Annotated in this window: 12 protein-coding genes and 3 tRNA genes; 14 read left to right on the top strand and 1 reads right to left on the bottom strand. The window is 46.0% G+C overall.

The genetic code is table 11. From position 1 onward, the window contains the following. Window positions 1–142: 142 nt before the first annotated feature. Entirely contained in the window at window positions 143–613 is a 471-nt protein-coding gene (gene sixA / locus H5073_RS09335; protein WP_182679175.1) for a phosphohistidine phosphatase SixA, read from the top strand. 32 nt (window positions 614–645) lie between these two features. Here the strand turns inward: sixA and smrB are convergent, their stop codons facing one another. Then, window positions 646–1,173, bottom strand: coding sequence for an endonuclease SmrB (gene smrB / locus H5073_RS09330; RefSeq protein ID WP_182679270.1), 528 nt, complete (start codon window positions 1,171–1,173; stop codon window positions 646–648). A gap of 79 nt (window positions 1,174–1,252) precedes the next feature. Between smrB and prmB the strand changes: the two genes are divergently transcribed. The 13 genes from prmB (at window position 1,253) to H5073_RS09265 (ending at window position 11,732) form a co-directional block, all read left to right on the top strand. Continuing rightward, window positions 1,253–2,197 carry a 50S ribosomal protein L3 N(5)-glutamine methyltransferase gene (gene prmB / locus H5073_RS09325; protein ID WP_182679173.1) on the top strand — a complete coding sequence of 315 codons (945 nt, stop codon included), beginning with the start codon at window positions 1,253–1,255 and terminating at the stop codon, window positions 2,195–2,197. Between the two features lie 128 nt (window positions 2,198–2,325). Beyond that, a complete protein-coding gene (gene aroC, locus H5073_RS09320) occupies window positions 2,326–3,420 on the top strand; it encodes a chorismate synthase (protein ID WP_182679171.1) in 1,095 nt (364 codons plus the stop codon). Window positions 3,421–3,587: 167 nt separating this feature from the next. After that, on the top strand, window positions 3,588–4,751 hold the full coding sequence (locus H5073_RS09315; RefSeq protein ID WP_182679268.1) for an MFS transporter: 1,164 nt from the start codon (window positions 3,588–3,590) through the stop codon (window positions 4,749–4,751). A gap of 63 nt (window positions 4,752–4,814) precedes the next feature. Beyond that, window positions 4,815–5,993 (top strand): ATP-NAD kinase family protein, encoded by a 1,179-nt coding sequence (locus tag H5073_RS09310; RefSeq protein ID WP_182679169.1) that lies wholly within the window; start codon window positions 4,815–4,817, stop codon window positions 5,991–5,993. 3 nt (window positions 5,994–5,996) lie between these two features. Further along, window positions 5,997–6,275, top strand: a complete 279-nt coding sequence (locus tag H5073_RS09305) for a YfcL family protein (protein ID WP_182679167.1) — start codon at window positions 5,997–5,999, stop codon at window positions 6,273–6,275. Further along, window positions 6,275–6,829, top strand: coding sequence for an RNA methyltransferase (locus H5073_RS09300; RefSeq protein ID WP_404948387.1), 555 nt, complete (start codon window positions 6,275–6,277; stop codon window positions 6,827–6,829). The genes H5073_RS09305 and H5073_RS09300 overlap by 1 nt, the downstream gene beginning before the upstream one ends. Window positions 6,830–6,895: 66 nt before the next feature. After that, on the top strand, window positions 6,896–7,360 hold the full coding sequence (locus H5073_RS09295) for a hypothetical protein (protein WP_182679163.1): 465 nt from the start codon (window positions 6,896–6,898) through the stop codon (window positions 7,358–7,360). Window positions 7,361–7,980: 620 nt separating this feature from the next. Then, the gene (gene uvrY, locus H5073_RS09290; protein ID WP_182679161.1) at window positions 7,981–8,625 is read left to right on the top strand and encodes a UvrY/SirA/GacA family response regulator transcription factor; all 645 of its coding nucleotides are present in this window, start codon (window positions 7,981–7,983) and stop codon (window positions 8,623–8,625) included. Window positions 8,626–8,664: 39 nt separating this feature from the next. Continuing rightward, a complete protein-coding gene (gene uvrC, locus H5073_RS09285; RefSeq protein WP_182679159.1) occupies window positions 8,665–10,494 on the top strand; it encodes an excinuclease ABC subunit UvrC in 1,830 nt (609 codons plus the stop codon). Between the two features lie 45 nt (window positions 10,495–10,539). After that, window positions 10,540–11,088: a CDP-diacylglycerol--glycerol-3-phosphate 3-phosphatidyltransferase gene (gene pgsA, locus H5073_RS09280; protein ID WP_182679157.1), complete on the top strand. Its 549-nt coding sequence runs from the start codon at window positions 10,540–10,542 to the stop codon at window positions 11,086–11,088. 343 nt (window positions 11,089–11,431) lie between these two features. Beyond that, a tRNA-Gly gene (locus H5073_RS09275) sits at window positions 11,432–11,507 on the top strand. An 18-nt stretch (window positions 11,508–11,525) separates the two neighbouring features. Further along, window positions 11,526–11,599, top strand: a tRNA-Cys gene (locus H5073_RS09270). A gap of 47 nt (window positions 11,600–11,646) precedes the next feature. Then, window positions 11,647–11,732: transfer RNA gene (locus tag H5073_RS09265), tRNA-Leu, on the top strand. Window positions 11,733–12,356: the final 624 nt, after the last annotated feature.

Below are 12,356 nucleotides of genomic sequence, written 5' to 3'. Positions count from 1 at the left end.
CATTAGCTTAGCAGTGAATAACATTACGCTGATAAGTTATAGACCAAAGATGACTAAGGCGACCCAAAAACAAGGTTTGTTGAATCATTTTTTGAGTTACAATTAAATAATAATGATAACAATAATGCCTGCTGAGAGCCCTATGCAACTTTTTTTGATGAGACACGGTGAAGCGAGTTTCGATGCCCCCTGTGATAAAGAGCGTGAGCTCACTGATACTGGCCGTTATTCCAGCCGTCTAACGGCTAAATGGCTAGCAAAAATGACCGCACAAGTAGATTTAGTGATTGTAAGCCCCTATCTGCGTGCACAACAAACTTGGAAAGAAGTGAGCAAGCACATAGGTGAGCCGAGAAACCTATTCACCTTAGATGATATTAGGCCCAATGCAGACCCTAAATTTGCCGTCGATGCGATATTAGCTTACGCCGAGCAATACAAGGCCGACACAGTGCTTGTTATCGCCCATATGCCAATTTTAGGTTACATGGTCAGCGAATTTGTCTACGGCATAGAGCCGCCATTATTTGCCACCTCAGGCATAGCCCACATTGATAAACACGCAGAGCAAGCACATCTAGTGGTAATGCATAACCCCAAGCAATTGGCGTAACGTTGATAGTGTTGCTTTTCTAGGGCAGGGGCTTAGCGGCGGTGAGGCTGATCCCCTAAATCAATAAGCACCAGTAATGCTGCATCGCCGCCCCATTCTTTGGGCGCTTGGTGAAACGCTTTTACTTTAGGGTGTTGCACCAGCCAAATGGGAATTTGTTGTTTTAATATTCCCGCGCCATAACCGTGCATCACACTGCAGCATTGAATACTTTGCTTAATACAGGCTTGAATAAGCGCAGCTAGCTCAAGTTTGGCCTCAGATTGACGTAAACCATGCAAATCCAGCAATAAATCTGGCTGATAGTCACCTCGGCGCAAACGTTTCAGCTCTAGCTTATCCGCGGTTTCATCAATCCAACGCATAGGCCCATCATGGGGTAATAGCGGCTGATAGCTATCAGAGAAATAGCTGTCGGCATGGAGCTGTTGCTCCTTAAACTCGAACTCTTGTTTCGGTTTAGCTGCTTGGCGAAAATGATGGGTGTTCTGCTTGATAGGCTTAACGTCATCAAGGAGTTCAAAAAAGCACTGAGAGTCAGGGGGATTATCTTTATTCATGGTCATATTGTATTGAATTCTATGTCATCTTAATAGACTTCAGTTACAATGACCCAGAACAATTAAGTAGGAGAATGTTTTGGATAAGATCTTTGTAGATGAAGCCGTCACCGAGTTACGCACCATAGGTGATATGTTGCGTTGGTCAGTTAGCCGTTTTAATGATGCAAATATTTACTATGGCCACGGCACAGACAACGCTTGGGATGAAGCCATCGCATTGGTATTCCATGCATTACACTTGCCGGAAGAAATCGGCCAACAGGTAATTTTAAGCAATTTAACCAGCAGTGAAAAGCATAAAATCGTTGAGCTTATCATTCGCCGTGTGCGTGAACGCCTGCCCGTGCCTTATTTAACCAATAAAGCCAATTTTGCGGGTCTTGAGTTTTACGTTGATGAGCGTGTGTTAGTGCCGCGCTCGCCTATTGCTGAAATGATCAACAATGGCTTTAGCCCTTGGCTTTATAACAAACAAGTTAATCGGGTGATGGACCTGTGTACTGGCAGTGGCTGTATTGCTATCGCTTGTGCTTACTTGTTTGAAGATGCCGAGGTTGATGCATTAGATATCAGTGAAGATGCCCTTGAGGTCGCGCAGATTAACATCGAATCTCTTGGGGTTATGGAGCGAGTATTCCCGATTCAGTCTGATGTATTCTCATCCATCCCTAAAGGGCCACAATACGATTTAATCGTCTCTAATCCGCCTTATGTGGATGCCCAAGACATCGGCGACATGCCTGATGAATATCATCACGAGCCAGCGATTGGTTTAGCATCAGGCCGCGATGGCTTAGATTTAACCAAACGCATTTTAGCCAATGCCGCTGATTATTTGACTCAAGATGGTGTGTTAGTGGTTGAAGTGGGTAATTCTATGGTGCATTTAATGGAGCAGTTCCCGCAAGTGCCATTTACTTGGGTTGAGTTTGAACAAGGTGGTGACGGGGTGTTTGTATTAACGCGGGATCAACTTGTGGAACACGAGTCAGTGTTTTCTGTTTATAAAGACGCCGAATAAGCACCAGCTGCCGTAAAGGCCACAGTATATTTGTGGCCCTAGTTCTCACTGGCAGCAGATAGGTTCGGTTCAAAGACGCTAAAGATTACAGCGATACAGCGAGAATTTTTAAGAGGTAAACACAAGGCATGTCAGGAAATAGCATAGGTCAGAATTTTGTAGTGACCACCTTTGGTGAGAGTCATGGTGTTGCACTGGGATGCATTATTGATGGTTGCCCGCCAGGACTTGAACTTAGCGTTGAGGATATGCAACACGACCTTGACCGCCGCCGCCCTGGCACGTCTCGTTATACTACTGCGCGCCGTGAAGCCGATGAAGTCAAAATCCTATCTGGGGTATTCGAAGGCAAGACCACGGGCACTTCCATTGGCTTGATGATAGAAAATACCGATCAGCGCAGCCAAGATTACTCCAACATCAAAGACACCTTTCGCCCAGGCCATGCCGATTACACCTATCAGCAAAAGTATGGCATGCGTGACTACCGTGGTGGCGGCCGGTCATCGGCGCGAGAAACCGCCATGCGGGTTGCTGCGGGCGCTGTGGCTAAAAAGTATTTAAAGCAAGTCCACGGCATTGAGGTCACAGGTTACCTATCGCAACTTGGCCCCATAAGCGCTGAGACTATTGACTTAACTCAAGTCGAGAAAAATGCCTTTTTCTTCCCTGATGCCAGTAAATTAGACGCCTTAGATGAGTACATGCGTGAGCTTAGAAAATCCGGCGACTCCATTGGCGCCAAAGTCTCAGTGATAGCTACAGGCGTGCCTGTTGGGCTTGGGGAGCCAGTTTTTGATCGTTTAGATGCTGACATTGCCCATGCATTAATGGGCATTAACGCAGTTAAAGGCGTTGAGATTGGTGACGGATTTGCTGTGGTGAACCAAAAGGGCTCCCAAGGGCGAGATTTAATGTCACCAAAGGGTTTTGAATCAAATCATGCTGGTGGCGTACTGGGCGGAATTTCATCGGGTCAGCCGATTATTGCTCATATGGCGTTAAAACCGACATCGAGCATTAGTGTGCCGGGCCAAAGCATGACAGTGCAGGGTGACACGGTTGAGATGATCACCAAAGGACGACACGATCCCTGTGTTGGCATTCGCGCTGTACCTATTGCCGAAGCCATGCTTGCCATAGTGCTGATGGATCACCTGTTAAGGCACAGGGCACAAAACCATGCGGTGGTGAGTGATACCCCTAAAATTGGTATGCGCTAAGTTGAATTGATTTCGGGGCGATGTGGCCATTCAGCAGATGCCAAATCGCCGCGACGTTTAGTTGAATAACAGCAGTAAGATCATGAGGTAGGGATAAAATCATGACACACCAGAGCAAGTCAGACCAAGTTCAGTCAAATCAGGGCAAACCAAATAAAGCCATTCCCATGAGTACTGAGCGGCAACTGCGCTGGATCAGTGCTTGTTACTTTTTCTTCTTTTCTATTTTGGGCGTCATGGTGCCCTACCTTGGGGTGTTTTTCGATAACCGTGGTTTCGATGCTCAAGAGATAGGTTTGTTACTTGCCATCCTCATGGGGACTCGCATCATAGCGCCCAATCTGTGGGCCATGGTTGCTGATAAAACCGGCATGCGCTCTGAATTAATTAAATTTGGTGCAGCGGCAGCGGCCATCACTTTTGTGAGCTTCTTCTTTAAAGGTGGGGTGCTTTATTTAGCCATAAGCCTTGCGGTTTACACTTTCTTTTGGAATGCCATTCTTGCTCAGCTTGAAGTTATCACCTTAGAAACGTTAGGTGATAAGGCCAATCAGTACGGTAAAATCCGCAGTTTTGGCAGTATAGGTTACATTGTTTTGGTCGTCGGGGCGGGTATTGCTATCGATACCTGGGGCACAGAAGTACTGCCTATAATAGGCATGAGTCTGTTTATTGGCTTACTTGCCTGTGCGCTGCCGCTACCCGCCAATCGAGTCATCATAGATAAAACGATTCCGGTGACTAAGCTCAAACTTGAAGCGGCCACAGTGTGGTTTTTAGTGTCAGCCATGTTACTTCAAATGAGCGCCGGGCCTTTTTACGGCTTCTTTATTTTGTACCTTAAACAAGTGGGTTACTCAGAAACTGCAGGGGGATTATTTGTTGCTCTTGGAGTGATAGCCGAAATCATCATGTTTATGTTTGCCCCTAGATTATTAGGGCGTTATGGCATCAAGTTTTTACTGGTGGTGTGCATGTTAATGACGGCGCTGCGTTGGTTGCTGGTGGCGTTTGGTGCCGACAGTTTGGCACTGCTGGGCCTGAGTCAATTGCTGCATGCCTTTACTTTTGGCTTGACTCACGCGGCATCAATTCAGTTTATTCACCGGCAATTTCCGCCCAGTCACAGAAGTAAAGGTCAGGCGTTATACGCCAGCCTCAGCTTTGGTGTCGGCGGCGCGCTGGGTACTTGGCTTAGCGGGATTATCTGGGGCGATGGCAGTGGCTCTGTGATGACTTGGGTGTTTGCCGCAAGTTGCGCGTTACTGGCCATGTTGGCGGTACTCGCTATTCCGACCCAAGTTAATAAACAGGCGAGTGTAAAGAGCTGATTGGCAAAAGATATATAACGTGTGCGATAAAGCGTCGGATTGATTAAATATGAAGGAGAGGCTGTGTCAGTATTTCGTTTAGGGCTTGTTATCAACCCACTAGCGGGCCTTGGCGGCAGTGTCGCCCTTAAAGGCTCAGATGATGTTGTGGAAAAGGCATTAGCGTTAGGGGCTGAGCCTAAAGCGATACTGCGCATGCAGCAAGCACTGAATGTCATTAAGCCTTATGCTGAGCGCTTGGTTATTTACACGGCAGCCGGGGAGATGGGTGAGCACTTAGCCACAGAAATGGGCTTTAAGGTTGAACTTGTGTATCAGCCACAACACAAAATTACTCAAGCCTGCGATACCAAAGCCGCGGTGAGTGCGTTAACGCAGCTTTCGTTAGATTTGCTGCTGTTTGCTGGTGGCGATGGCACTGCAAGGGATGTGTACAGCGCTTTGGATGATAAATCAACCGCACTTTTGCCAGTATGCTCGCCGGTATTATTGCCGGTATTAGGGGTACCTGCTGGAGTTAAAATTCATTCAGGTGTGTATGGCATTACTCCGCATGCCGCGGGCCTTGTGGTAAAAATGCTGCTAGATGGTGAGCTTGTCAGTCTGATGCAAGCCGATGTGATGGACATAGATGAAGCGGCTTTTCGTGAAGGCAAAGTGCGCGCTAAATACTTTGGTGAAATGCAAGTACCCGCAGAGCCCAGATACATACAAGCGGTAAAAATGGGCGGCGTTGAGGTCGATGAGTTAGTGCTGGCAGACATTGCCGCAGATGTCATAGAAACCATGGAACAAGGGCAAGAGGATACCCTGTATATCATGGGCTCTGGCAGTACAGTGGCCTTTGTGATGGAGGAGTTAGGCATAGATAATACCTTGCTTGGCGTTGATTTAATTCAGCATAAACAGCTCGTTGCAAAAGATTTAACTGCAAAAGAATTACTCGCTTTCACTCAAAATAAACCCACAAAATTGGTCATCACCTTAATTGGTGGCCAAGGTCATGTACTAGGGCGGGGCAATCAGCAGTTATCTCCAGCCCTTATTCGCCAGATTGGAAAAGACAATATTTTGATCTTAGCGACAAAAACAAAGTTAAAAGCACTTGAAGGCAGACCATTAATTGTGGATAGTGGCGACCCTGAATTAGACATAGCACTGACGGGCTATTACAAAATAGTCACGGGCTACCATGATTACGTTATGTATCAAGTGGCCAACCCAGATTTAAGCGGAGAGTAATCCATGTTAGACAAGTACGATGCAGCCTTAGAGTCTTGGATAGAAGAGACAGTCGTAAACGGTGATGACGACGCCTTATTTGCCAGTGGCTACCTACAAGGCCATGTGGCTGTCGTGTTAGCACAACTTGAAGTTGAGCCCGAGCAAGACTTATCCGCGCTAGACAGTAAGATGTTTGATTGCCTAGCACTGGCCAATAGTGAGCTTAGTGATGATGATTACACTTTAGTGGCCAATGCGTGGCAGCAATTGCGTCAACGTATTCAGGCAATCCAGGGGTAATGGAGCCAGATAATATGAGTCACGTCGGCTCTGCTAGCATAGGCTTAGTAAACCCTAAAACCCCAGTGAATGTTGGCGGCATTATGCGTGCAGCAGGTTGTTATCGCGTTGATAGCGTGTGCTATACCGGCAGGCGTTACGAGTTAGCGGCAAAATCCGGTGATGCGCAATATGATGTTGATACTAAAGATGCGGCTAAGCGCATTCCGTTGATTGGGGTCGAGTCACTGTTAGCTCAAGTGCCCACAGGAGCTAAAATTATCTGTGTCGACCTTGTGGTTGGTGCAACACCACTGCCGCATTTTGTGCATCCTGAACAGGCTTTTTACATCTTCGGTCCCGAAGATGGCACCATACCCCAAGCGCTTATTGATGCAGCAGATGACGTGGTGTACGTGCCAACTGTGGGCTGCATGAATTTAGCTGCATCAGTGAATGTACTGCTGTACGACAGATTGGCAAAGTCGGCGCAAATGCTTGCAGGGGATGAGCTTATTAAGCAGAGCCGCGACAATAACAACCGTACTAAAGTTAAACATTGGCGTAATAGCTAAGCTAACTTTTTGTAGGCGGTCTATTATTTGAGACGGACATTCATTCTCAGATAAAAGGACTTCGCCGTGTTAAAACCATTCATCTTATCCCTGTGGATAATGACCTTAAGCTCAGGTGCGGCGTTTGCTGCACCCTCGATTAATGATATGCAGGGCTGCCAAGCCTACCTAGATTTTGTAGCTAATAAACTCACTGATTTAAAAGATGTCTACTCCATTGATGATATTAGCTCTATTCGCCGCGGCCTTAGCAAGTATAACCAGCATATTCAGCGCACTATCATCACCCCTGGGTTATTGGAGTTCACCGGTAATGATGCGCAAAAAGCCAAAGAAACCCAACTGCAAATTGATGCCTATAAAACTCATGTCAGCGAAAGCCTAAAACAAAAATACCAAAAAAATAAACTATTGAGTGATTACGCTATCGCAATCGACGAGTGTGCAAAAAAAGCCATGCCAGCAGGCGCTGTGTTGCAAGAGCTAAAAACCGCTGTGGAGTTAATCGTGAGCCTTGCAAAGCAAGATTAATGCTATCGCGGGTTGCCAATTTCCTCTTATACCAAAAAGCTGCTTTCTAGCAGCTTTTTGATTTTTCAGTCAAAAAAAGCTGGAATGATAAGCAGGGTAACTTGTCGGGGTGCTAAAATAAGCTTTTTACTTCAAGGGATTAGGCTCTGTGTTATAGCTTTATCAATCACATTGATGAGATGCTTCAAAGGGGATGTCTAAGCCTTGTTCTCAATACAGTCAGGTGCGTTAACTGAAAGCTTATGTGGTGGCGTAGCGACAATGCTTGGCACTCACAGCGATGGTACCCGTGGGGCGAGGCGGTAATTGAAGTGAGTCAGCCGTTAAGCTTATCGCGAACTTGGATGGGTAAAGTGGAGTAACGGTTGGCGACTGGACTCGTTGAAAATTGGGATTTTAGATTACTTGGGCGAGGGTAATTCAACCAAGTGCCATATTTTAAGCTTTTGATGGTAGAGATTGATTTTTATATCTCATTTATTGTTTGTTTTTATTGGGTTAATCCTAACCCTTTAGCGACCTGCGTGAAATATTGTGCTGTTATATTGACGGTTTTTGGGCTAAATTAGTACTCAAGATAGCCTGTGAAAACGGCACGAGCACAAAGAGGTAGGTAGCCCTTGATTTCTGTATATTTAGTCGACGACCACGAATTGGTTAGAACGGGCATTAGACGCATCTTAGAAGATGAGCGCGGCATTAAAGTGGTGGGTGAAGCCCCCGATGGTGAAACTGCGGTGCAATGGTCACGTCAAAATGAAGCCGATGTTATCTTGATGGACATGAATATGCCGGGCATGGGCGGCTTAGAGGCTACAAGAAAAATTCTTCGTTATCAACCTGATGCAAAAATCATTGTGCTTACGGTACAAACTGAAGACCCTTTCCCAACCAAAGTGATGCAAGCTGGCGCATCAGGGTATTTAACTAAAGGCTCGACCTCTCCAGAAGTACTACGCGCTATTCAACAGGTCGCACGGGGTCAGCGCTATTTATCTCCTGAAATCGCTCAACAAATGGCTCTGAGCCAATTCAGCCACACAGATGACAACCCTTTTGTTAATCTGTCTGAGCGTGAATTACAGATCATGATGATGATCACCAGCGGTGAGAAAGTTAACGATATTTCAGAGAAACTCAATCTCAGTCCTAAAACCGTCAACAGCTATCGCTATCGTCTATTTGCCAAATTGGGCATTGGCGGTGATGTTGAACTCACTCGTTTAGCTATCCGATATAAGATGCTAGACACTGGCACTTTTTAAGCGCTTTGAAGCCTCAGTATTTCCTTGCAAGAGACGTGTATGCCCCGCTTTAACGCCACTGAATTCCTAAAAACTGTGTCCTCCTCTGCTGGCGTCTATCGTATGTATGACGCCAAAGGGGAGGTGATTTATGTGGGTAAGGCAAAAGATCTAAAAAAGCGCTTATCCTCATATTTTCGCGTTAACCTTGGCAATATCAAAACTCAGGCTTTGGTGTCTCATATCGCTAATATTGATGTGACCTTAACCCACAGCGAAACCGATGCCCTGCTGCTTGAAAATGATTACATCAAGCAATACATGCCTAAATACAATGTGTTGCTCCGTGATGACAAATCTTACCCCTATTTATTTTTAAGTGGTCACAAACATCCTAGGCTTGCCTATCATAGAGGGCCGCAACGGGAAAAAGGCCGCTATTTTGGACCTTACCCCAATGGCGGCGCGGTGCGTGAAAGCTTAAATCTATTACAAAAGTTATTCCCCATACGCCAGTGTGACGATCTGTACTACAAGTCTCGCACTCGACCTTGTTTGCAATTTCAACTTGGCCGCTGCAGCGCTCCGTGCGTGAATAAAGTCACCGATGAGGATTATGCTGAGCAAGTTCAGCTGGCGAGTTTATTTTTACAAGGTAAAGATCAGCAAGTGGTCACCAATTTAGTGGCTAAGATGGAGCAGGCCGCCGAGGCGTTTATGTACGAGCAAGCGGCTTTGTATCGGGATCAAATTACCGCCTTACGTAAAGTTGCCGAGCAGCAAGAAGTCTCAGTGGATAAAGGGGATATGGACGTTATCGGGGTGCACTATGAAAAAGGCATCGCTTGTTTTCATATGTTGTTTATTCGCGCGGGAAAAATTTTTGGTAGCCGCAGCTATTACCCTAGTGTGCCAGCGCAGACTGACATAGATGAAGTGCTCAGTGCCTTTATAAGCCAGTTTTATCTTAATGCCGATGTGCAGCGCACCTTGCCAAGTGAAGTCATCTTAAGTCAGTCTTTTAGTGATAAAGCCGAGCTCCAAAGCGCTATTGCGCAGGCACTAGAGAAAAAATTTATTATCAAGACTCAAGTGCGCGGCGACAGGGCAAGCTTTTTGCGTTTAGCCCTGACTAATGCCACCAACGCAGTGATGACTCGCCTTGCTGATAAAAATACCCAAGAGCAGCGCTTTAACCTCCTTGAAGAAGCGTTAGAGCTTGGTCACAGTATTGGGCGAATGGAGTGCTTTGATATCAGTCATACCATGGGGGAGAGCACGGTTGCCTCTTGCGTGGTATTTAATCGAGAAGGCCCCCATAAAGCAGATTATCGGCGTTATAACATCTCTGGCATTACCGGCGGGGATGATTATGCCGCCATGGAACAGGCAATAAGTCGCCGTTTCGATAAAATAGATAATAACGGTAAGGTGCCGGACATAGTGTTTATTGATGGTGGCCTAGGTCAACTGCGCATCGCCCAAGGCATAGTGGATGAAAAATGCGCCCACTTAGACAGGCCGCCGCTGCTTATTGGGGTGACCAAAGGGGAGGGCCGAAAAGCCGGCTTAGAGACCTTTGTTTTTGGCGGCTCTGAGCAGCAGTTTAATTTGCCAAGTGACAGCGGGGCATTCCACCTTATTTTGCACATTCGTGATGAGTCACATCGTTTTGCCATTACAGGTCACCGCAATAAAAGGCAAAAGACCCGTAACACATCAAGCCTTGAATCAATTGCCGGCGTTGGCCCCAAAAGACGTAAAGCCTTATTGCAGCATTTAGGCGGTATACAGGAAGTTAAAGGCGCCAGCGTCGCCGAATTAACAAAAGTACCGGGAATTAGCCTAGAAATGGCACAAACAATACATGACGCATTGCGAGGCGGATAAATTTAAGGCAAGATTGGCGCTGCTTCTGACTATTTGGTTTCATTCATGCCGTTTAATATACCCATAGCACTGACATTATTTCGTATCGCCTTACTGCCAGTGTTCATTTTCTTGTTTTACCTACCGTATTCTTGGGCACCTTTTGCCTCAGCATTTGTATTTTGGCTCGCCGCCGTTACTGACGCACTGGATGGTTACGCGGCCCGTAAATTAAAACAGTCGACTCGCTTTGGCGCATTTTTAGATCCGGTTGCCGACAAAGTGATGGTAACCACAGCTTTAGTGCTTCTGGTACAGCAAAACGATAACGTTTACCTCACCTTAGCCGCCTTATTTATGATTGGCCGTGAAATTGTGATTTCAGCCCTTAGAGAGTGGATGGCAGAAATTGGCAAGCGTGGCGTGGTAGCCGTATCTTGGATAGGTAAATACAAGACTGCAGCTCAAATGGTGGCAATCGTAGGCCTAATTTGGAAACCCACCCCCATGCTGACAGACTTAGCCTATGTGTGTTTTTACGTTGCCGCTATACTGACGTTCTGGTCGATGATAAGTTACATATCAGCAGCTTGGAAAGATTTGGTCGCAGAATAGGCCAATACTTGCACACTGGCGCCCAAGAAAAGCGCAATAAGTTTATTTAGTGTCCAAACAGTCATATTTACTGAAAACAGTAATTGACACTAAGGCGTAAATCGGTAGAATGCACCCCCGTAGACACGAGATGCAGCGCACAATAACTTGGTTAGCATGTTTAATGTAAACATTAATTAGTTAGCAAAACATCGAATGATTTAGCTGCATTAGTTCAGTTGCAATAGGTTGAAAAACGATATCTTGCAATTGATTAAATGAAGCAAAAGATAGGCGACATTAGCTCAGTTGTTATAGGTCGAAAGTTGATACCTTGTAATTGGCTTAATGAAATAAGATATGTGCGACATTAGCTCAGTTGGTAGAGCGATACCTTGCCAAGGTATAGGTCATCGGTTCGAACCCGATATGTCGCTCCAAATCGCCGTTTACACAATGGCGCGATGGCAGAATGGCTATGCTGCGGATTGCAAATCCGTCGATCTCGGTTCGACTCCGGGTCGCGCCTCCACAAATTTGTTGATTTGTTAGATGTATTAACTAATTAACGACACTTATGCCCGAGTGGTGGAATCGGTAGACACAAGGGATTTAAAATCCCTCGCTGAATAAGCGTGCCAGTTCAAGTCTGGCCTCGGGTACCATCATTTACATACGTAAGTATGGTGCATTTAAGCCTCAACGAAAGTTGGGGCTTTTTTGTATCTGTACGATAAAAGCAAAAATCCCTCGCGCTCTTTGTTGAAAGTAAGGCGTGCTAGTGCAAGTCTGGCCTCGGGTACCATTATTAAGCTCTTCGGAGTGATGGACAAAAAAGCCTCGATTATATCGGGGCTTTTTTGTATCTAAACTCAGCGGAAAAGCAAAAATCCCTCGCGCTCTTTGTTGAAAGTAAGGCGCACAAGTGCAAGTCTGGCCTCGGGTACCATCATTCATCTAGTATGATGTTGGTATATTTAAGCCTCAACGAAAGTTAGGGCTTTTTTGTATCTATAAGCCTTTAAAAGATTACAAAGCTATCTTTGCAACCAGACCATATCTTCAATAATCAGCTCAAATTCGTTATTGGATAAAAATGAGCTAAAAAACTCACACTGAAAGTGCCTCAAAAGCCCAGTCGTTGATATTCCTGCATACAGGCTCGCCATGGCATTCGCGCTACGACACGCAGCAAGTCCATCCTTGGATGCTCGAACATCCCGTCCATGGGATGGACGGTCGTCTCGCAAACACTCATGGTTCACCTTTTAAGCAGTTGTGTATCTGTT

The organism is Shewanella sp. SR44-3, from assembly GCF_014163735.1.
Taxonomy (GTDB): Bacteria; Pseudomonadota; Gammaproteobacteria; order Enterobacterales; family Shewanellaceae; genus Shewanella.
This window is presented reverse-complemented; position numbering and strand designations above follow the sequence as displayed.

Bases quoted from the DNA above. Each gene is read 5' to 3' on its own strand.
- sixA (WP_182679175.1), top strand. From the start codon at position 143: ATGCAACTTTTTTTGATGAGACACGGTGAAGCGAGTTTCGATGCCCCC.
- smrB (WP_182679270.1), bottom strand. From the start codon at position 1,173: ATGAATAAAGATAATCCCCCTGACTCTCAGTGCTTTTTTGAACTCCTT.
- aroC (WP_182679171.1), top strand. From the start codon at position 2,326: ATGTCAGGAAATAGCATAGGTCAGAATTTTGTAGTGACCACCTTTGGT.
- H5073_RS09315 (WP_182679268.1), top strand. From the start codon at position 3,588: ATGAGTACTGAGCGGCAACTGCGCTGGATCAGTGCTTGTTACTTTTTC.
- H5073_RS09305 (WP_182679167.1), top strand. From the start codon at position 5,997: ATGTTAGACAAGTACGATGCAGCCTTAGAGTCTTGGATAGAAGAGACA.
- H5073_RS09300 (WP_404948387.1), top strand. From the start codon at position 6,275: ATGGAGCCAGATAATATGAGTCACGTCGGCTCTGCTAGCATAGGCTTA.
- uvrC (WP_182679159.1), top strand. From the start codon at position 8,665: ATGCCCCGCTTTAACGCCACTGAATTCCTAAAAACTGTGTCCTCCTCT.
- pgsA (WP_182679157.1), top strand. From the start codon at position 10,540: ATGCCGTTTAATATACCCATAGCACTGACATTATTTCGTATCGCCTTA.